This window comes from Rhodoplanes elegans (assembly GCF_016653355.1).
GTDB lineage: Bacteria > Pseudomonadota > Alphaproteobacteria > Rhizobiales > Xanthobacteraceae > Rhodoplanes > Rhodoplanes elegans.
In genome coordinates, this window is the sequence record NZ_NHSK01000238.1 from 1 (window position 1) to 20,025 (window position 20,025).

Sequence of the window (20,025 nt, forward strand, 5' to 3'; positions counted from 1 at the left end):
TCGGGGGTGGGGGGAATGACTCCCGGTGGTCGTGATTGCGTTCCGGCAACGGCCGTCGCAGCGCCGGCAGCTCCTCGCACAACTCGTCGAGCAGCCCGGTCAGCCGTCGCAGGGCGGCGCGATACGCGGCCTCGACGATCTCGCGCGGCCCGAAGGCCTCGATGATCAGGTCGATGGGCCCGTCCTGCAGATGAAGGCGGCGGCCGTCCGGCAGCATGCGGGCGTCGGGGCGCCGCGCGTTGCTCGCCGAGGCGGCCGGACCGGCCGTCATGATCGTCCACGGCCCCAGCTCGGCCCCTCGGCCGCGTACGGCCAGACGTTTCCTTCGACCGGCGGCACCAGGTTGCTGTCGTGATCGCCGAGCGTGCCGAGGCGGCGCACGTGATCCATGTGGCCGCCGAGCGCCGCGTAGTCGTCGAGCTTCAACGTAAACTCGATCGGCGCGACGAGCGCCGGCGTCGGCACGTAGCCGAAGGCATTGGCGGGCAGCCGCGTGACGTCGACCATGAAGGTGATGCCGCCGCCCGGCCAGACATAGACGGGCGCGCCGCCGCAGGTGACGCGGGTGAGCGTGTCCTTCACCGAGCGGGTGAGACGCACCGGATTCTCGGTGACGCCGGCCCGCAGCGAGCCGCCGGCGCCGGCGATGAACAGCACCGTGCAGAGCGCCGGCTCGCAGTTCTCCTTGATGCGCTCGGTGGAGGCGCGCAGCACCTCCGGCATCTCGGTCTCGACCGGCTTGAGGTTCTCGTCGAGCACGAAATAGGCGGCGTGCTCGCCCGTCGTCGAGACCATGAACAGCGTCATGCCGGGCTTCGCCACGGTCTTGTCGAACGGATCGAGGATCGACAGCGGGTCCGTGATGCTGGTGCCGCCCCAGCCGGTGCCGGGATCGGCGACCTGGAAGTAGCGCCCCGGCGTCGAGCGTCGACCCCGCATTTTTATCCCGGTCGGCTGGATGCCCAGCACCTTGCCCGACGCATGCTCCGACAGGACGCCGGTGATGTGATCGTCGACGACGACCACGTCGTCGACCTTCCCGAACCACTGCTTGGCGAAGATGCCGATGGTCGCCGAGCCGCAGCCGACCCGCATGCGCTCTTCCGGAACGCCGTTGATGATCGGTGCCTTGCCGGCTTCCACGATGATGGTCGAGCCGTCGTCGATCGTCAGCTCCACCGGCTTGCCGTTGGAGAGATCGAGCAGCGCCTCGCAGGTGACGCGACCCTCCTTCTTGGAGCCGCCGGTGAGATGATGCACGCCGCCGAGCGACAGCATCTGCGAGCCGTACTCGCCGGTCGTGACATGGCCCACGGCCTCGCCCTGCGCCCGTACGGTCGCCTGCTCGGGGCCGAGGAAGCGGTCGGTATCGACCTTCACCTTCACGCCGCAGTAGCTGAAGATGCCTTCGGTCACCACCGTTACCATGTCGACGCCGTCGACCTGGGACGAGACGATGAACGGCGCCGGCTTGTAGTCCGGATAGGTGGTGCCGGCCCCGATGGCGGTGACGAACAGCTCCTCCTCGGGAACGATCTCGCCGGCCCACTCGCTCTTGCGCTGGTTGAAGGCGACGACGCGGCCGCCGTGGTCGAGCGTGCGCTCGAGGATCACGTGCGGATCGACCCGGATCAGCTCGCCGTCGCGGTTGGCGTAGCGATCGCACGCGCCCGACAGGCCGGGGCGAATCCAGCAGGCGACCGGACACGCGTCGCAACGCACCTTGAGATCGGCCGACGTCTCGGCGGACGGCTGAGGATCCTTCATCACGGCCTCGTCTCGTTCGGGGTCCGGCCGATCGAAGCGTGCCAGGGCCGCCTTGAATGCGCGTGGGGGCGAGAGCGCGGTGCGGCCGGCCGCCGGGCCGGCTTTTCATTAGTGTACAAATGATCTGGCATCGCACGATCCTTGTCAAGGTCGCGGCCTCCCCTCTCCCCGCATGCGGGGAGAGAGTGGCTCGCCACGCCGCGGCGAGACGGGTGAGGGGGCGCTTCGTGGATACGGAGACGCCCCCTCACCCGAAGTCCGCGCGCGTGCGCGCAGACTTCGACCTCTCCCCGCACGCGGGGAGAGGTGACAAGAGGCGCCACGCGAAAACGTCCCTTCATCACCGCGCTCCCGCATGCGCGCGCAACCGCGCCACCGTCGCCTCGACGTCGCTCCAGGCCGGCCGCTCCGGCGCGAAGCGGCCGCGGACGTAGTGGACGATCTCGGCGATCTGCCAGTCGGACATGTGATCGGCGAAGGACGGCATGGCGCCGAGCGTGCCGAGGCCCTTCGGGTGAATGCCCTCGAGCATCACCCGCACCACCGTGTCGGGCGTGTCGGACTGCACCGCCGTCACCAGCGCCAGCGACGGCTTGGTGCCGTAGAGCGCCGAGCCCTTGCCGGGCTCGTGACAGACCGCACACGCGCCCTCGAACATGCGTCCGCCCGGCACCGAGACCGGCGCCCTCGCCCGCGGCGCCGTGGCCGCCTCGCGGGCCGCGGCGAGCGCATCGATCTCGGCCGCGCTCCTCGGCGCGTCGCCGAGCGAGGCGAGGTAGTGTGCCATGGCGCGAATGTCCGCGTCGGGCAGAACCTTCAACTCGGCGACGATCGGCGCCATCGGGCCGGCCGCGGCACCGTGATGGCGCGACCAGCCGGTGCGCAGATAATCGTAATAGGCCGTCTCGTCCCACGGCACCGGCGCCCGGTTTTCGCGATTCAAGGCGGGAGCTTCCCAGCCCTCCGCGACGCCACCGGAGAAACGCCGCGCACCAGTTTCCTCGGCGCCCAGAAGATTGCGCGGCGTGTGGCAGGCCGAGCAGTGGCCGAGGCCCTCGACCAGATAGAAGCCGCGGTTCCACAGGTCGGACTTTGACGGATCGGGCGTGAACGGCGTCGCCTTGTGGAACAGCGTGTTCCAGAACGCCATCAGCCAGCGCTGATCGAACGGGAACGTGAACTCCGGCGCCGGGGTCGCGTTACGCACCGCCGGCACGGACATCAGATAGGCATAGAGCGCCTGCAGATCCGCATCGGTCGTCTTCGCATACGAGGTGTAGGGGAAGGCTGGATAAAGATGTCGGCCGTCGCGGTGCAGGCCCTCGCGCATCGCCCGCTCGAAGGCCGGATAGGACCACGCGCCGATGCCGGTCTCGACGTCCGGCGTGATGTTGGTCGTCGTGATCACGCCGAACGGCGTGTCGAGCCGCAGGCCGCCGGCGAGCGGCGCGCCGCCCTCCTCGGTGTGGCAGACGAAGCAGGCGCCGAGATGGGCGAGCACCCGGCCGCGCTCGATGGTCGCCGCCGAGAACACCGACGGGTCGGGGCGCGGAATGGGCGCGATGGCGCCGCGCCACGGCGACGTCATCGCGCCGATCGATCCGATCGCGCCCACGGCTGCGGCGACCAGCGGCCAGACGATCGTCCGCAACCGCGACGGCTTGGCCGCAGGCGCTGCCGGCGGCAGTGCCGGTGCTGCGGCCGCCGGCGCCGGCGGGGCGACGCCGGCGGCGCGCAGGCCCGCGAGCACGCGCTCGGGCGTGAGCGGCAGCTCGCGGAAGCGGACCCCGGTCGCGTCATAGACGGCGTTGACGATGGCGGCGGCGCTCGGCACCGACGCCGACTCGCCGACGCCGAGCGGGTCGTCGTGAGGCCGCTCCACCATCATCACGTCGATCGGCGGCAGCTCTGGGAAGGTCAGGAGCGGATACGTCCCCCACTCGCGGCTGGCCACCGCGACGTCCGAGAACGTTACCTCCTCCTTCAACACCCGGCTGGTCGACTGGATGACGTTGCCGTGGATCTGATGGCGGACCCCGTCCGGATTGATCATCAGGCCGGAGTCCTGCCCGACCGTGACCTTGCTGACCGCGACCTCGCCCGTCGTCGTATCGACCGCGACGTCGGCCACCCAGGCCGCCCAGGCCGCGCCGTAGCCGGGGAACTTCGAATGCACGTAGAGCGCATAGGCGAAGCCGCGGCCGCGCCGGATGCCGCTCTCGTCCTCCCGCAGCCGGGCACCGACATGCGGCTCCCATTTTGCGCGCGCCGCGAGTTGCTCCACCAGATCTCGCGCGCGCTCGTCCCTCAGATAACGCAGCCGGTACTCGATCGGATCGACGCCGGCCTTCTCGGCCAGCTCGTCGATGTAGCATTCATGCGCGAAGGTGTTGGGCAGCGCCGAGACGCCGCGCAGCCAGGAGGCGCGGACGATCGGCGCCATGTCGTGACAGACGACGCGCTTGTTGGCGAAGTCGTAGGGCCCGATGGCGGTGCGGTCGCCCATCTGCGCCACCATCGGCGTCGGCGCGACCTTGCCGGTGAGCAGGAGCGGCAGCGTGTGGCAGACGTTGGAGGGATAGCGGGTCTGGAAGTCGTAGGCCGCGACCGAGCCGTCGGCATGCAGGCCGCCGTCGACCGTCATGATCTGGCCGGCGCCCTTCGGCTCCCAGGCGTGCTCCTGATCGCGCGTGAGCTGCACCCGGACCGGCCGGCCGACCGCACGCGCGAGCAGCGCCGCGTCGGCCGTCACGTCGTCGGCGCAGTTGCGGCCATAGCAGCCGGCCGCCTCCATCCTGATCACCTCGACGGCGCTCTCCGGCAGGTCGAGTAGAGTGGCGAGATCGCGCCGCAGCGGCACCGGGTTCTGCGTGCCGGACCAGACGCGCAGGCGTCCGTCCAAGACCTCGGCGACCGCGCAGGACGGGCCGATCGAGGCGTGCATGTGATACGGCCAGACGTAGGTGCGCTGCAGCCGCTCGGCCGCGCCGGCGATCGCCGCGTCGACGTCGCCCTGGTCGAGCAGCAGGCGCGGCGTCGACGGGTTCGCCGTGATGGTTTTCGCGAGATCGCCCATGTCGGGGAGCTTCGGGGTCGGCTTCCACGTGACCCGCAAGGCCCGCATCGCGGCCTCGGCGTTCTCCTCCCGCTCGGCGACGATGCCGACGAAATCCGCGATCACCACCACGGCGACGATGCCGGGGATGTGGGCGATCGAGCCCTCGTCGACGCTGATCAGGCTGGTGCCGACGAAGTCGCCGGCGTCGACGCCGGCATAAGGCGGCCGCATCACGCGGCCGTGCAGCATGCCGGGCACGCGCATGTCGTGGACGAAGACGAGGCCGCCCGTCGCCTTCGCCGGGATGTCGACGCGCGGCTGCGAGCGGCCGACGATGCGGTGCTCGGCGACGGGCTTCACCGGCACGTCGTCGGCCAGCGCCAGCACGATGCGATCGTCGCCGATCAGCTCGCCATAGGTGACGAAGCGGTTGTCGCGCGCGGGCGTCGCGTCATTCGCCCCGCTCGTCGTTTGCTCGTCGCCGGCCACGGCGGAGCGGCGCCGCACCACGCCGTCGTCGACCACCAGATCGGCTGCCGGCACGCCGAGCTTGTCCGCAGCGCGCGCCACCAGCGCGTGGCGCGCCTGGGCCGCTGCGCGGCGTAACGGCGGCGCCGTGATCTGGATCGTCTCGCTCGCGATGGTCGGACCCTGGTCGGGCGTCAGCGCGGTGTCGCCGAGCACCATCGCGACGCGGGCGAAGCCGACGTCGAGCTCTTCCGCCACGATCTGGGCCAGCGCCGTGCGGATGCCGGTGCCGAGATCGACATGTCCGTTGAACGCCGTGACGGCGCCCGAGGCCTCGACGATCACGAATGGAACGAGGGTCTCCGGATCGACTGTCGCGGGATCGACCACACCCGCCGGCGGCTCGACGACGGCGAGGCTGCCGCGTCGCGTCAGATAGTCGGTCCGGGTGAGGCCCTGTCGCTGCAGCATCAGCGCCCGCTCCCCTCGACGGCTCGCCGCTGCGCACCGACGTGCTCCACGGCGCGCCGCACTGCGGCGAGGATCTCCACGTGGGTGCCGCAGCGGCAGAGATTGTAACGAAGCGCCTCGCGGATCTGTTCGTCGGTCGGCTCGGGATTGGCGTCGACGAGCGCCGCCGTCGTCATGATCATGCCGTTGAGGCAGTAGCCGCATTGGGCGCCGGCCATCTCGACGAAGGCCTGCTGAACCGGATGCAGTGCGTCCGGCCCGCCGAGGCCCTCCAGGGTCGTGATGCTGCGGCCCGCGACATCGCCGATGTGCAGCACGCAGGCGCGCGCCGCGACGCCGTCGACCAGCACGGTGCAGCTCCCGCATTCGCCGAGGCCGCAGCCGAACTTCGGCCCGTTGAGGCCGAGATCGTTGCGCAGAACCGAAAGCAGCGGCGTCGTCCCGGGCAGCGACAAGGCATGCACGGTACCGTTGACGTTCAGGGTGATCAGCGGGTCGCGACGCGTCATCATGTCTCGGGGCGGATGTCTCGGGTCAGGGCGTCTCGGGTCGGATATCTCGGTCGTCTCTGCTCCGGCGGGCTCTCTCGGGCTGGTGGCCGGCGCCGCGTCGTTCTTCATTCGTATACTAACGAAAAAGAACTTCGCCCGCGACAGTTTGTTGGTGTTGCAATGCGGTCCTCCACGACTCGCCACGATGCGGCGCGACTGCACTTCCGCGCGGCAGCGAACGGCTGGTTTGCAGTGCGAATTGGCAAGAGACGCTCAGGGAAGAGGCACTTCCCTCGCCCGGCGCGAGTGGGGAAGATGGATCGGATCGCCGATGGGATCCGGCGCGTTGTCGATCGAGACCAAGGGGTGGCGATCATGCGGACACGACGTTCGGTCCTGGGCGGGCTCGCCGGCGCAGTCGCCCTCGCGGCGCCTCTGCGGGCACAACCGGTGCCGTCCGTGGCCCGGAGCCCTGCAACGGAGCCGGCCACCAGACCGATCCCGTCGACCGGCGAAGCCGTTCCGGCGGTCGGTCTCGGCACCTGGATCACGTTCAATGTCGGCAACGACGCCGTGCTGCGCGACGAGTGCGCCGCCGTCGTCGCCGCCTTCTTCGCCGCCGGGGGCCGGATGATCGATTCGTCGCCGATGTACGGGTCGTCGCAGGCGACCATCGGCTACGCCCTCGCCAAGCTCCATCATCCCGCGGCCCTCTTCTCGGCCGAGAAGGTCTGGACCTCGGCCCGCAACGGTCGGCCGCAGATCGCGCAATCGCTCGGCCACTGGGGCGTGCCACGCTTCGATCTCGTGCAGGTGCACAATCTGCTCGCGTGGGAGGCGCATCTCGACATGCTGCTCGACATGAAGGCGCAGAAGCAGATCCGATATGTCGGCATCACGACGTCGGAGGGCCGCCGTCATCGCGACGTCGAGGCCGTGATGGCCGACCGGCCGCTCGACGCCGTGCAGATCACCTACAATCCGGTCGATCGCGAGGTGGAACGTCGGATCCTGCCGCTCGCCCGCGAACGCGGCATCGCCGTCATCGTCAACCGCCCGTTTCGCGAAGGCGAGCTGACGCGCCGACTGGCGCGACTCCCACTGCCCACCTGGGCCTCCGAAATCGGGGCGGCGAGCTGGGCGCAGGTCATCCTGAAATTCATCGTCTCCCACCCCGCCGTGACCTGCGCGATCCCGGCGACCACCCGGGTCGACCATGTCCGCGAGAACCTCGCAGCCGCCGCGGATCCATTGCCGGACGAGGCGATGCGCCGGCGCATCGCCGATTACATCGGACGCCAGTGATGTCCGAGTGGTGGACCTACGGCCTCTCCGATTTCCTGATGTTCTCGCCCCGCGTCTACGACCGCCTGATCGCGGCCACCAACGCGGCGTTGTGGCCGGCCCAGATCGGCACGACGGTGCTCGGCCTCGTGGCGGCGGTCCTGATCGTCGCGCCGTGGCGCGGCGGCGCGCGGACCGTCCTTCCGGTGCTCGGCGGCCTGTGGGTCGTCGTGGCCTGGACGTTCCTGTGGGAGCGCTACGCCACCATCAACTGGGGCATCCTCTATGCCGCGCCGGCGTTCGCCCTGCAGGGCATCCTGCTGATCGTGGCGGGCCTCGCCCGGATGGTCGAGCTGCGGGAGCCGCGCGATGCGGCATCGGTCGCCGCCGCGGCCCTTCTCGTCGCGATCGTGCTCGGGTGGCCGCTGCTGGCGCCGCTCGACAGCCGGGGGTTCGCCACCGCCGAGAGCTTCGGTCTCCTGCCCGACCCCACCGCGCTCGGCACCCTCGCGATCCTGGCGGCGCTGCGCGGCGCACCGCGCTTCGTCCTGGCGATCGTGCCGATCGCGTGGGCGCTCGTCGCCGCGGCGACGCTCTACACGCTCGGCTCGTGGACCTGGGTCCTGGTGCCTGGAGCGACGACCCTGGCGGTCGCGCTCGCTCTCATCCGGCCGAGAGCGCCGTCGTCTCGCCGATGGTGAAGCCGGAGAAGTCGGCGGCGAGGCGCGCGGCCGCTTCGAGATCCGAGGCGGCGCTCGCGTGAATCACGAACAGCGGGTCGCCCCGTCCGACCGCGTCGCCGACCCCGGCCCGCAGATCGATGCCGGCGCTCTTGTCGAGCGGCGCCCCCGCGACCCGGGCGATGCCGGCGACCGCGAAGCCGTCGATGTCGGCGACGACGCCGGCCCGCGACGCGACCACGGTGTGGGTCAACCGGCCGGGCCGCACCGGCTCGCGCGCCCCCTGCGCCTGGATGATGCGGTCCAATGCCGCGCGGGCGGCGCCGGAGCCGAGCAGGTCCTCGGCGCGGCGGCGCGCCGCATCGCGGTCGCCCAGCGCCGGGTCCCAGGCGAGAATGCGGCTGGCGAAGTGCAGCACCTTGTCGCGCAGATCGGCCGGCGCCTCGGGGTTGTTCTCCAAGACCCAGATCACGTCGCGGGCCTCGAGCGCCGGGCCGATACCGCGGCCGATCGGCGCCGTGCCGTCGGTCGGCACCGCCTCGACCGCAAGGCCGAGGCCCGCGCCGACACGCTCGAACAGCCGCGCCAGCGTGGTCGCCTCGACCAGGCTCTTGATTCTCGCGCGTGGCCCGTAGGGCAGATCCACCACCACATGGGTCGCGCCGGCGGCGAGCTTCTTCGACAGGATCGACGCCACCGACCAGCGCGTCGACTCGAGGCCGAGCGGGCGCGTGATCGCGTTCATCACGTCGTCGAGGGTCGAATGATTGAGCCGCCCGTTCCAGGCGACGCAGCCGCGCGCCTGTTCCACCACGCGGCGCACGTCGTCGGCGTCGAGGTCGACGCGCGCCAGCGTCTCCATCGCGTCGGCCGTGCCGGCCGCCGACGTGATGGCGCGCGACGACGTCTTCGGGATCGCGAGCCCGTGCGCCGCGACGATCGGCACCAGCACCATGGTGACGCGCGAGCCCGGAATGCCGCCCATCGAATGCTTGTCGGCGACGATCGGCTCGCCCCACGCGATCCGCGAGGCGAAGCGCGCCCGCACCTTGGCGAGCGCCAGAACCTCGTCGTCGTCGAGCCCGCGATCGGCGGCGACCAGGAAGCCCGCGACCTCGCTGTCAGGATAGCGCCCTTCGACGATGTCGCCGACGACGCGCGCATACTCGGCTTCGTCGAGCGTTCCGCCGCGGATCTTCTTGCGCAACGCCGTGCGACTGGCGGGCGTCGGCGTGCGGGTGAGGACGACGGGCGTGCCCTCGGGCAGACCGAGCCTGTCGAACACCTCGCGGGTCAGGCCGACGCTGTCGGCCGGCAACGTGCCGGGCTCGGCGATCGCCACCTCGGCGCGCACGCTGCGACCGCGCGCGGCGAGGTCGATGCGGCCGGGACCGAGATAATCGTCGGCGCGCACCGTCGCGCAGTCGCGCGGCAGCACGGCGAGTGCCCGCTGGCCGGCCGCGATCGGCAAGCGGCCGAGCCGCAGCCGCACCGTCTGGGCCTCGAGAGCCGCGACGAAGCACTCGATGCCGACCGCGGGGGTCGAGTCGTTGGCGACCCGCACCACGGTCGCGGCCTCCGGAAACGGCGGCGTCGTGCGGTCGAGCCGCGCCCTGATCACGTCGGCGCTCTCGCGTCCGCGCGCGGCGAGACGCTGGGCGAGAATATCGGGCGGCGTCGTGATCTCGACGACGACGAGATCCGGCAGGCGAGCGAGCAGCTCCGCCACCACGGCGCGCGAGCCGTTGGCGACGACGTGGACGCCGCGGGCGAGATCGTCGAGACAGCGCGCCGGAACGCCATACCGCAGCCCGTGCGCGTCCCAGTCGATCAAGAACGCGCCCGCACCTTTCATCGCCGCGAAGGTCGCGTCGTCGACGGCCTCGTGCGCCTCGCCGCCGGCATCGGCCGGGCGCGTGATCACACGCCGGGCGAAGACGAAGCGACCCGTGTCGGCGAGCACGGTGCGCGCGCCGTCGAGCAGCGTGTCCTTGCCGGATCCGCTCGGCCCGACGACGAAGAACAAGAGGCCGGAGGTCATGGTCTGTCGCTCTGCGCGCGTGGATCGACGGCGGCGGGTTCTTCACCTCTCCCCGCGGCGCGGGGAGAGGTCGACGTCCGCGCGTCCAGCGCGGATGCCGGGTGAGGGGGCGCCTCGGTATCCATGAGAGGCCCCCTCACCCCGCCCCTCTCCCCGCATGCGGGGAGAGGGAGCGCGAGCGTCGTGCCTCTGTGACGACCGCATAGAGATCGCGCATCGTCCGAACCTCCCTCACGCCTCGTCGAGGCCGATGTCGACGGCCGGGGCGGCCTGGGTGATCTTGCTGGTGGAGATGTAGTCGACGCCGGTCTCGGCGATCGCCTTAATGGTGTCGAGCCGGATGCCGCCCGACGCCTCCAGCGGCACGCGGCCGGCGACCATCGCCACCGCCTTGGTCATGTCCTCGCACGACATGTTGTCGAGCATGATCACGTCGGCGCCGGCGGCGAGCGCCTCGGACACCTGCTCCAGCCGGTCGCACTCGACCTCGATCTTGGTCAGCGTCGGGAGCTTCTTCTTCGCGCGCGCCACGGCCGGGGCGATGCCGCCGCAGACGGCGATGTGGTTGTCCTTGATCATCACGCCGTTGTCGAGGCCGAGCCGGTGGTTGAGCCCACCGCCGCAGGTCACCGCGTGCTTCTCGATCATGCGCAGGCCCGGCGTCGTCTTGCGGGTGTCGATCAGGCGCGCCTTGGTGTGCGAGATCATCGCGACGTAGCGGGCCGTCTCGGTGGCGATCGCCGACATGTGCTGGACGATGTTGAGCGCGGTGCGCTCGCCGGTGAGGATGCCGCGCGCCGGCCCCTTCACCGTCATCAGGATCGCGCCCTTCCCGACCACGTCGCCGTCCTTCACCGTCACGTCGATCGCGAGCCGCGGCTCGTAGCGACGGAACACGGCGGCGGCGATCTCGATGCCGGCGACCGTCATCGGCTGGCGGGCGTTCATGGCGAAGTGCCCCTCCTCGTCCGGCTCGATCATCGTCTGGGCCGTGAGATCGCAGTAGCCGATGTCCTCGGTCAGCCAGAGATCGATCAGGCGCGCGACGGCGAAGCTGTCGTACATGGTCGTACCTTTCGAACGAGTCGATGTCAGCGGTGTGAACGGCTCGTCCGGACGCGGCGCGGAGCGCGCCGAGGAGCGGTCCGGCGGACGATATCGTGATCTAGTGGCGCCATGCCCGATCGAGCATCAGCAGCATCGCATTGACGACGAGCGCGACGACGGCGAGCAGCAGCGCGACCGCGAGCACGGTCGGCATGTCGCCGCGCTCCATCGCATGCATGACCATGTAGCCGAGCCCGTTGCGCGAGGCGAACATCTCTCCGATCAGGACGCCGAGCAGGCAGAGCGAGACGCCGAGCCGCGCCCCGGTGATCACCTCGGGCAGGATCGCCGGCAGCACCACGGTGAGCGAGGTCTGCCAGGGCGTCAGCCCCATCACGGCGGCGCTGCGGCGATAGACCGGCTTCATCTGGAGGATCGCGTTCATGGTGAACAGCGTCAGCGGGATCATGCCGTGCATGATGCCGAAGGCGATGCGGGCCGAGATGCCGAGCCCGAAGATCAGCAGCACGACGGGATAGAGCGTCACCTTGGGCAGCGAGTAGAGATTGACCAGGATCGGCTCCGAGACGACGCCGGCGGTGCGGTTCATGCCGAGCAGGATGCCGAGCGCGATGCCGCCGATCGTCGAGAGCACCACGGCGACCGCGAAGGCGCGCGCCGTCTCGGCCGCCTGATCCCAGAACTCCGCCTCGCCGAGCAAGCCGACGAGCCGCACCAGCGTCGTCACCGGGGACGGCAGGCCCGTGTTGGCGACGGCGAGATGCAGCGCCTCCCAGGCGAGCAGCAGGACGCCGAGCACGGCGGCGGGGCCGAGCACGTTCTTCATGTCGACGCCCCCGCCGTCATCGCCGCAACCGCGCCTGCAGGCGCCGGTCGACCGCGTCGAGCGCCGTGTTGACGACCGTGACGAGCAGCACGATCAGCAGCATCAGGCCGTACATCTCGCGGTTGTTGAAGTTGTTGTAGGCGTAGGCGATGGCGTAGCCCATGCCGGCGCCGGACAGGATGAACTCCGACGCGATGACCCCGATGAAGGCATAAGCGACCGCGAGCTTCACGCCGGTGAACAGATACGGCATCGCGGCCGGGAGGCTGATCTTGAAGGCGCGCTCGATCGGCCCCAGGCGCATGATCAGCGCCGTCTTGCCGAGCACCCGCGGGATGCGGTCGAGGCCGGTCAGGGTCGCCGAGATCATCGCGACGACGGCGAGCAGCACCGCGATGGCGATGATCGCCGACGGTCCGACGCCGAACAGGATGATGAAGACCGGGTAGAACATGAAGGTCGGCACCGCGTAGTAGCTGGCGAGCAGCGGCTCGACCGCGCTGCGCACCAGCGGCAGCGCGTGGATCACGGCGCCGACCAGGAAGCCGAGAACGACGGCCAGCACCGCTGCGGTCGCGACGCTGCGCAGGCTGACCAGGATGTCCTTCCAGTGCGTGCCGGAGACCAGAATGTCCCACAGGCTCGTCGCCATGGCGGACGGCGGGATCATCACGGACGCCGGAATCCAGTCAATCCGGCAGGCGAGCTCCAGCGCACCGACGGCGGCCGCGACGACGAGAAGCCTGATCCTGCCTTCGCGGGTCATCGCCTCAACCGTCGCGCAGATGCTTGAGGGACTCGGTGCGCAGCTTCTCCCACAGATGACCGGTGAGATCGCCGAAGCGCGGATGCGAGACGATGCGGCTGTCGCGGTCGACCTCCCAGCCGGTCTCGAGAATGTCGATGAACACGCCGGGGCGCGCCGACATGACGCCGACGCGGTCGGACAGCATCGCCGCCTCGTCGAGCGCGTGCGTGATCAGGAGCACGGTCGCCGAGGTCTCGCGCCACAGGCGCAGCAGCTCGTCCCCCATCAAGAGCCGGGTCTGCTGGTCGAGCGCGCCGAACGGCTCGTCGAGCAGGATCAGGCGCGGCTGCATCACCAGCGTGCGGGCGATGCAGACGCGCTGGCGCATGCCGCCGGAGAGCTGCGCCGGATAGGCGCCGGCGAACTGCTTGAGGCCCATGAAGCCGACCGCGTAGTCGACGCGCCGGGCGATCTCGGCCGCGTCGACGCCGGCCCGACGAAGCCCGAACGCGACGTTGTCCGTCACGCTGAGCCAGGGGAACGACGCATCCTCCTGGAACACGACGCCGACGCCGGCCGGCACGCCGTCGATGGGTCGCCCTTCGAACTCGGCCGTGCCTTCCGTCGGCTTCGACAGGCCGGCCAGCACGTCGAGCAAGGTCGACTTGCCGCAGCCCGACGGCCCGACGACGGAGAAGAACTCGCCGCGGCGCAGGTCGAGATCGATGGGGCCGAGCGCGTGCACGCACTTCGCCGTGCCGGGCTTGCCGAACACCCGCGTGACGCCGGTCAGGCGGGCGTGATGATCGTCGGCGTCCGACACGGGGGCGATCTCGGCGAGTGCCGCGAGGGTCATTTCTTGCCCTGGATGGACGCGGGCAAGAACGCCGGATCGAGCAGCTTGGACCAGTCCACCGGCCCGGTAACCTCGCCGATCAGCCGCAGCCCGTCGATGGTGCGATCGAGCTCGGCCTGGTTGAACTCACCGACGCTCCACATGCGCGGGCCCAGCATGTTGTCGACCGCGACCTTGGCGATGGCCGGCTCCAGCTTGAACGCCTTGCCGACGATCTCGGCGGCCTTGGCCGGATCGGCGTAGAGCGCTTCGACGCCGGCGGCGCGGCCGGCGATGATCGCCTTGAGCTTCTCCGGGTTCTTCTTGGCGAAGGCGCGGGTCGTGATGCCGACCGAGGTGGTCATCGGCGGCAGCAACTTGCCGTAGTTGACGACGGTGCGATACTTCGCGGCCCGGATGATCGACAGTGGCTCGATCAGCGCGGCGGCGGCGACGGCACCCTGCTCCAGCATGGTGAGGCCGTTGACGTAGCCGCCGGAGGCGACGCGCTCGACCTTGGAGGCGTCGACCCCCTCCTGCTTGAGCGCCATCAGCAGCAGCATCTCGGAGACGCCCTTGGGCGACGTGATGGCGACCTTCTTGCCTTCCAGATCCTTGAGCGACTTGATCGGGGAATCCGGCATCGTCACCAGCGACGCCTCGGCGGTCGAGCGCGTGCCGGTGTTGACGATGATCACGTCGAGTCCCTGGCGCTGCGCCGCGAGCGCGGCGGCGATCGCCACGTCGCCGTAGGGCGTCTCGCTGGCGAGCAGGTTGCGCACCGTGGTGCCGCCACCGCCCGAGCCGATGATCGAAGTGATGTCGACGCCGGCCTTCTTGAAGAGACCTTCGGACATGGCCACCGCATAGGGCGCGCCGTACATGCTGGTGCCCCACTGCGTCACCGAGATCTCGTCGGCGAGCGCCGGAGCGGCCGGGACGACGGCGGCGAGCGCCGCGCCGGACAGCCCGGCACAGATCACGAAAGCCCGAAGTGTTTTGTTGAACGACATCGCCGGTCTCTCACGGTGGGGGTTGCAGCGCGGCGCTTCGCGGTCCGCGCCTCCGTCGTCTCGAAGAGCAAGTCGTCGTCTGGCGCAGCAGGTCCGGTGCGACACCTGTGGAACAGTGTACTCACTATAACCGGGCGACAGGCGGCGACAACCGGAATGTCGGTGCGTCCTCTTTCATAATTTGTGCATCGCATGATGTCGGGCCGGGCAAACCGGCGCGAATTCGTTCAATCCGGAAGCGCCCGCGCGGCTTGTGCCAGGAGAAGAGTGTACACTACTCTCCGTCCAGCGGACTCCGCGGAAAATGGCCACGGCGACACATGACATACAAGGATCGAAAGGCTCGATCGGACGTCGCCGGCGCCGCCGCCGCGTTGCGATCCGCGGCACGCGGGCGCGGCCGCGCCGCACGGCCCGACGAGGCCGCGGTGCGGCCCGCGCCGCCCGTGGCGGGCGCGATGCCCCCGCGACCCTACGACTTCCGCGAGCAGATCGGCCATCTCCTGCGCCGCGCCTATCAGCGTCACGTCTCCATCTTCCAGCAGAACGCCGCCGATCCACAGCTCACCGCCGTCCAGTTCGTCACGCTGTGCACGCTGCGCGAGCGGGGGCCGAGCTCGCAGAGCGAGCTGGTGCGCGCGACCGCGGTCGACCAGGGCACCATCCGGGGCATCATCGAGCGGCTGACGGCGCGCCGTCTGGTGGCGATCGCGACCGACGGCGACGATCGCCGCAAGGTGATCGTCCATCTCACGGCCCGCGGCTCGGCCATGATCGACCGCATGGTGCCGAGCGCGCATCACATCACCGAACTGACGATGGGCGACCTCGAGCCGGTCGAGCGCGTCGCGCTCGTCCATCTCCTGCGCAAGATGACGGGCGACAGGGCCGGGCCGTGAGCCGGCGACCGTCGAGAGGACGCCCTTGATCCGCAGCCTTCGCAGAGGCCGAAGCGAAACGGCCATGCGAGCCGTGACTCCGCGGCCACCCCTTTTCCTCCCGCGCGGTTCCGTGCCACAAGGCGCGCGCAGCAGGAGGATGGCATGGCGGCAGCGCCGCGCCGCCGCGTTCGCCGGGGCGAGCCGATCCCGGTGTGGCGGCAGATCGAGATCGACCTGACCTTCGAGATCCGCACGGGCTTCTTCGGTCCGGGAGACCGGCTGCCCTCCGAATCGGAGCTGGCGAAAGCCTACGGCGTGCACCGGCACACCGTGCGGGTCGCGCTCGCCCGGCTCGCCGACGAGGGCCTCGTCGTCGCCCGGCAGGGCAAGGGCGTGTTCGTGGCGCGGCGGCCGGTCGAGTACGCGGTGACGCGCGAGTCGAAGTGGAGCGAGTTCGAGCAGCGCCTCGCCGCACGACCCGACGGCAAGCTGCTGCGGTCGTCGCGGCGCACCGCCACTGCGGAGCTCGCCGCCCTGCTCGCGATCGCGCCGGGGAGCGAACTCCTGGTGCTCGAGTCGCTGCGGCGCGCCGGTCCGGGCGTGTCGGCCTACTGCTACCACGTGTTCGAGCACGCCCGCTTCGCCGGCATCGACGAGGCGTTCCGGCGCCTGCGCAGCTACACGCCGGCGCTCGCCGAGCTCGGCCATCCCGAGTTCTTCCGCACCAGGACCTGGATCGACGGCCGGTTGCCGCGTGCCGACGAGGCACGGGCGCTGGCCGTCGCCTCCGACACGCCCGTCATGGTGATGAGCTACGTCGACGCCGGGCGCGACGGCGCGCCGATCCTGTTCGGATCGGCCGTGGTGCCGGCCGGGCGGCTGCGGTTCCGCGTCGACAGCCCGTGAGGCGCTGCGGCGACGCGCGGGTGTCACATCCCCGTCAGCTTGTCCAAATAACCTAGACAAGTTGCCCGGCCGTCGATGTGCCACGGGGCCCGCGGGCCCGGTGCCGTCCTCCTCCGGGCTCGCCGATCCGGAGAGACCAAGCCCATGTTAAACCGCCGCCGCTTCCTCGCCACCACGGCCGCCGTCGGTGCCACGCTGGCCGCCCCGGCCGTGCGGGCGCAGTCGCGCCAGACCATCAAGATCGGCCTCGCGCCCCAGCAGGCGACCCAGGCCGAGACCCGCAAGGTGTGGGAGCCGATCTACAAGATCGTCGCCGATCGCATGGGCGTCGGGCTCGAGCTGACCGTCGCCAACGACTGGGCCGGCATCTCGGTGGCGCTGGCGAGCGAGCAGATCGACGCCACCCAGATGGGTCCGTGGGGCTACGTGCTGGCGCGCGCCAAAGGCGAAGCGCGCATCGCCTGCACCATGCTGGTCAACGGCGAGCCGACCTATCGGGCCGTCATCGTCGCCCGCCCCGGGCTGAAGATCGAGAAGTGGCCCGACGACGCGCGCGGCCTCTCGATGCAGATGCTCGACGTCGGCTCCACCACCGGCTGGATGGTGCCGACCCACTGGTTCCGCCAGCGCGGGCTCGAGCCCAAGACGTTCTTCGGCCGCTACGCCGAGGGCGCCTCGGCGGCCGCCGCCCAGGTCGCCGCCGCCAACGGCCAGGTCGACCTCGCCACCGGCTGGGACATCCACCGCAACACGATGATCCGCAACGGCACGATCAAGGCCGATTCCAACACCGTCGTCTGGCAGTCCGATCCGCTGCCGAACGAGGTCGTCGCGGTGCGCCGCAGCTTCTCCGAGGAGATGCGCGTTGCGCTGCGCGACGCGCTGGTCGGCCTCACCGACGAGCAGAAGAAGCTGCTGCCGTGGCCCTACACGGGCTTCGTGCCGGGCACGCACGAACCCTACGAGGTGCTGGAGAAGATGGGCCGCGAGCTCGGCGTGCTGAAGGCGTAGCAAATCAGACCAGTCGTTCCGAAACGCGAGCCGAAGGCTCACGAGCCCGGATACGAGCTGCAGACACCGTCAACGGAACTGGATTCCGGGTCCGGCGCCTTGCGCCGACCCGGAATGACCAATGCAGGAGTTCCTGACGTGACCGACCATCCCGTCCGCGCCGCCGACGGCCGTTATCTGGAGCCGCGACTCGACCCGCTGTCCCGCACCGCCGTGATGCGGGCGCTGGTGTTGCTCGCGCTCGCCGTCGCCTTCGCCTTCTGCCTGAAGCTCGCCGAGGTGAACCCCGCCGCGCTCGCCCGCGGCTTTCCGCGGCTGCTCGAATGGGCGTCGAAGGGCTGGCCGCCCTATCTCGACGATCTCGACGTGTTCGCCTGGCGGGCCGTCGAGACCGTGGCGATCGCGACCGTCGGCACCGCCGCCGCGACCCTGATCGCCTTCCCGCTCTCCGTCTTCGTCGCCCGCAACGTCACGCCCTCGCCGCTCTTGTCGTTTCCGGTGCGCTGGATCGTCAACACGTTCCGGGCGATCGACACGGTGGTGTTCGCGCTGCTGTTCGTCACCGCGGTCGGGCTCGGGCCGTTCGCCGGCGTGCTCGGAATGATCGTCCACTCGGTCGGCGTGATCACCAAGCTCTATGCCGAGGCGATCGAGACGATCCCGAACGCGCCGCTCGAGGCGGCCGCCATGTCGGGCGCCAACCGCACCAAGATCGTCAGCTACGCGATGCTGCCTTCGGTGCTGCCGAGCCTCGCCTCGGTGTCGCTCTACGTTTGGGAGGCGAACGTGCGCACCTCGACGATCCTCGGCATCGTCGGGGCCGGCGGCATCGGCATCGAGATCAAGGCGGCGATCGACCTGCTCGACTTCCAGAAGCTGCTCACCCTGTCGGTCATCGTGCTGATCATGGTGACGGTGATCGACCAGCTCTCGGCCTGGCTGCGCCGCCGGCTGGTGTGAGGACGCCCATGACCGCCCATCTGCATCTGCCGCTCGCCGCCCTGCCACTCGACGCGGCCGCACCGCCCGCCCCGACGACGGCCCGGCCGGATCTGGTCGCACCGGTCGAGCCCGCCGCCTTCGCGTTACGCCACGTGACGAAGCGCTATCGCGACACGACGGCGCTCGACGACGTGTCGTTCACGGTGCGGCCCGGCGAGCTCGTCGCGCTGGTCGGTCCATCGGGCGCCGGCAAGTCGACGGTGTTCCGCTGCCTCACCCGGCTCGTCACGGCGGATGCCGGCCATGTCGACGTGCTGGGCACGCCGATCGATGCACTGCACGGCCGTGCGCTGCGCGACGTGCGCCGGAAGATCGGGCTCATCTTCCAGCAGTTCAACCTGATCGGAAGGCTGTCGGCGCTCGACAACGTGCTCGCCGGGCGGCTCGGCCATGTCGCGACGTGGCGGGTCGCGACCCGGCTCTTCCCGCCGGCGGACCGCCAGATCGCACTCGCCGCGCTCGATCGCGTCGGCCTGCTCGACAAGGCCTATCAGCGCGCCGACTCCCTGTCGGGCGGTCAGCAGCAGCGCGTCGCCATCGCCCGCGTGCTCGCCCAGCAGTCGCGTGTCGTGCTGGCCGACGAGCCGGTATCGAGCCTCGATCCCAGCTCCGCCGCCAATGTCATCGGCGTGCTGCGCGACATCGCCCGCGAGCATCGCATCGGCGTTTTGTGCGCGCTCCATCAGGTCGATTTCGCGCGCGACTATGCCGATCGCATCGTCGCCCTGCGGGGCGGGCGGCTGGTGCTCGACGCGCCGGCCCGCGACTTCGACGACGCGGCGTTTTCGCGCGTCTACGGGTCGGAGGCGTTGGCTGCGAGCATGTGATTGACGGACGGCTGCGGGACGATCTGGGAGAGCCGCGCCGAATCCGCTATGGACGCCGCGGTCCGGCCCACTTGTCAGCGAGCGTCCCGATGTCCGAACCCGCCGTCGATCTGCGCACCGATCCGCATTACTTCGCGCTGCTGACCAGCAGCTTTTCGCGCCTCGTCGGCCGGCCGCTGGTGCCGGCGGAGGCCGACGCGACGTGGCTCTATGTGGACGCGCCGTTCGTCTGCGTCGCCCACGACACCCAGGCCGATCCGCGCTTCGTCTACGCCAACCGGGCCGCGCAGACGCGCTTCGGATACGGCTGGGACGAGTTCGTCGGCCTGCCGTCGCGGCTGTCGGCGCAGGCGCCGGAGCGCGCCGAGCGCCAGCAGTTTCTCGACACCGTGGCGGCGCAAGGCTACGTCGCCGGCTATCGCGGCCTGCGGGTTAAGAAGTCGGGCGCGACGTTCTGGATCGAGGACGGCCTCGTCTGGCAGCTCCGCGACGACACCGGTACGCTGCGCGGGACCGCAGCGGTGTTTTCGACCTGGACGGATGTGGGGTAGCGCGGCCCCGACAGTTTCGGCTTCTCACGACCGCGGAGCGTGCGGTCTACCCCCCTCCCCAGCCCCCCCCCACAAGGGGGGAGGGAGCCGGCCACGG

The 20,025-nt window shown here is 70.4% G+C and carries 17 protein-coding genes and 1 pseudogene; 8 read left to right on the top strand and 10 right to left on the bottom strand.

What is annotated here, in order from left to right:
• The 4 genes and pseudogenes from CCR97_RS26600 to CCR97_RS26615 form a co-directional block, all read right to left on the bottom strand.
• Window positions 1–217, bottom strand: a pseudogene (locus CCR97_RS26600) (hypothetical protein); the annotation flags it as partial.
• Window positions 218–267: 50 nt separating this feature from the next.
• Entirely contained in the window at window positions 268–1,767 is a 1,500-nt protein-coding gene (locus CCR97_RS26605) for a 6-hydroxynicotinate reductase (RefSeq protein WP_111359902.1), read from the bottom strand.
• A gap of 340 nt (window positions 1,768–2,107) precedes the next feature.
• Window positions 2,108–5,764 carry a molybdopterin cofactor-binding domain-containing protein gene (locus CCR97_RS26610; RefSeq protein WP_201160031.1) on the bottom strand — a complete coding sequence of 1,219 codons (3,657 nt, stop codon included), beginning with the start codon at window positions 5,762–5,764 and terminating at the stop codon, window positions 2,108–2,110.
• Entirely contained in the window at window positions 5,764–6,273 is a 510-nt protein-coding gene (locus CCR97_RS26615) for a (2Fe-2S)-binding protein (RefSeq protein ID WP_111356487.1), read from the bottom strand. The genes CCR97_RS26610 and CCR97_RS26615 overlap by 1 nt, the downstream gene beginning before the upstream one ends.
• Window positions 6,274–6,627: 354 nt before the next feature.
• On the opposite strand from CCR97_RS26615, the gene CCR97_RS26620 reads away from it, so the two are divergent.
• Entirely contained in the window at window positions 6,628–7,560 is a 933-nt protein-coding gene (locus CCR97_RS26620; RefSeq protein ID WP_201160032.1) for an aldo/keto reductase, read from the top strand.
• Window positions 7,560–8,240 (top strand): DUF6064 family protein, encoded by a 681-nt coding sequence (locus tag CCR97_RS26625; protein WP_111356483.1) that lies wholly within the window; start codon window positions 7,560–7,562, stop codon window positions 8,238–8,240. The genes CCR97_RS26620 and CCR97_RS26625 overlap by 1 nt, the downstream gene beginning before the upstream one ends.
• On the opposite strand, the gene phnN is transcribed toward CCR97_RS26625, so the two are convergent.
• The 6 genes from phnN to CCR97_RS26655 form a co-directional block, all read right to left on the bottom strand.
• A complete protein-coding gene (gene phnN / locus CCR97_RS26630) occupies window positions 8,203–10,260 on the bottom strand; it encodes a phosphonate metabolism protein/1,5-bisphosphokinase (PRPP-forming) PhnN (RefSeq protein WP_111356482.1) in 2,058 nt (685 codons plus the stop codon). The genes CCR97_RS26625 and phnN overlap by 38 nt on opposite strands.
• Window positions 10,261–10,491: 231 nt before the next feature.
• Window positions 10,492–11,325, bottom strand: coding sequence for a carboxylating nicotinate-nucleotide diphosphorylase (nadC, locus tag CCR97_RS26635; protein WP_111356481.1), 834 nt, complete (start codon window positions 11,323–11,325; stop codon window positions 10,492–10,494).
• A 100-nt stretch (window positions 11,326–11,425) separates the two neighbouring features.
• Complete coding sequence (locus CCR97_RS26640; RefSeq protein WP_111356480.1) at window positions 11,426–12,154, bottom strand: ABC transporter permease; 729 nt, start codon at window positions 12,152–12,154, stop codon at window positions 11,426–11,428.
• Window positions 12,155–12,170: 16 nt separating this feature from the next.
• The gene (locus tag CCR97_RS26645) at window positions 12,171–12,920 is read right to left on the bottom strand and encodes an ABC transporter permease (protein ID WP_111356479.1); all 750 of its coding nucleotides are present in this window, start codon (window positions 12,918–12,920) and stop codon (window positions 12,171–12,173) included.
• Between the two features lie 4 nt (window positions 12,921–12,924).
• Entirely contained in the window at window positions 12,925–13,758 is an 834-nt protein-coding gene (locus CCR97_RS26650) for an ABC transporter ATP-binding protein (RefSeq protein WP_111356478.1), read from the bottom strand.
• Window positions 13,755–14,750: an ABC transporter substrate-binding protein gene (locus CCR97_RS26655; protein ID WP_111356477.1), complete on the bottom strand. Its 996-nt coding sequence runs from the start codon at window positions 14,748–14,750 to the stop codon at window positions 13,755–13,757. The genes CCR97_RS26650 and CCR97_RS26655 overlap by 4 nt, the downstream gene beginning before the upstream one ends.
• A gap of 458 nt (window positions 14,751–15,208) precedes the next feature.
• On the opposite strand from CCR97_RS26655, the gene CCR97_RS26660 reads away from it, so the two are divergent.
• From CCR97_RS26660 to CCR97_RS26685, 6 genes are all read left to right on the top strand, one after another.
• Window positions 15,209–15,649 (top strand): MarR family winged helix-turn-helix transcriptional regulator, encoded by a 441-nt coding sequence (locus CCR97_RS26660; protein WP_111356485.1) that lies wholly within the window; start codon window positions 15,209–15,211, stop codon window positions 15,647–15,649.
• A gap of 144 nt (window positions 15,650–15,793) precedes the next feature.
• Window positions 15,794–16,537 carry a phosphonate metabolism transcriptional regulator PhnF gene (gene phnF / locus CCR97_RS26665; protein WP_111356476.1) on the top strand — a complete coding sequence of 248 codons (744 nt, stop codon included), beginning with the start codon at window positions 15,794–15,796 and terminating at the stop codon, window positions 16,535–16,537.
• 144 nt (window positions 16,538–16,681) lie between these two features.
• On the top strand, window positions 16,682–17,548 hold the full coding sequence (gene phnD, locus CCR97_RS26670; protein ID WP_170145756.1) for a phosphate/phosphite/phosphonate ABC transporter substrate-binding protein: 867 nt from the start codon (window positions 16,682–16,684) through the stop codon (window positions 17,546–17,548).
• A gap of 138 nt (window positions 17,549–17,686) precedes the next feature.
• Entirely contained in the window at window positions 17,687–18,508 is an 822-nt protein-coding gene (gene phnE, locus CCR97_RS26675) for a phosphonate ABC transporter, permease protein PhnE (RefSeq protein WP_170145755.1), read from the top strand.
• Between the two features lie 8 nt (window positions 18,509–18,516).
• Window positions 18,517–19,377 (top strand): phosphonate ABC transporter ATP-binding protein, encoded by an 861-nt coding sequence (phnC, locus tag CCR97_RS26680; protein ID WP_111356473.1) that lies wholly within the window; start codon window positions 18,517–18,519, stop codon window positions 19,375–19,377.
• Window positions 19,378–19,466: 89 nt separating this feature from the next.
• Window positions 19,467–19,928, top strand: coding sequence for an MEKHLA domain-containing protein (locus tag CCR97_RS26685; protein ID WP_111356472.1), 462 nt, complete (start codon window positions 19,467–19,469; stop codon window positions 19,926–19,928).
• The last annotated feature ends 97 nt before the right edge of the window (window positions 19,929–20,025 follow it).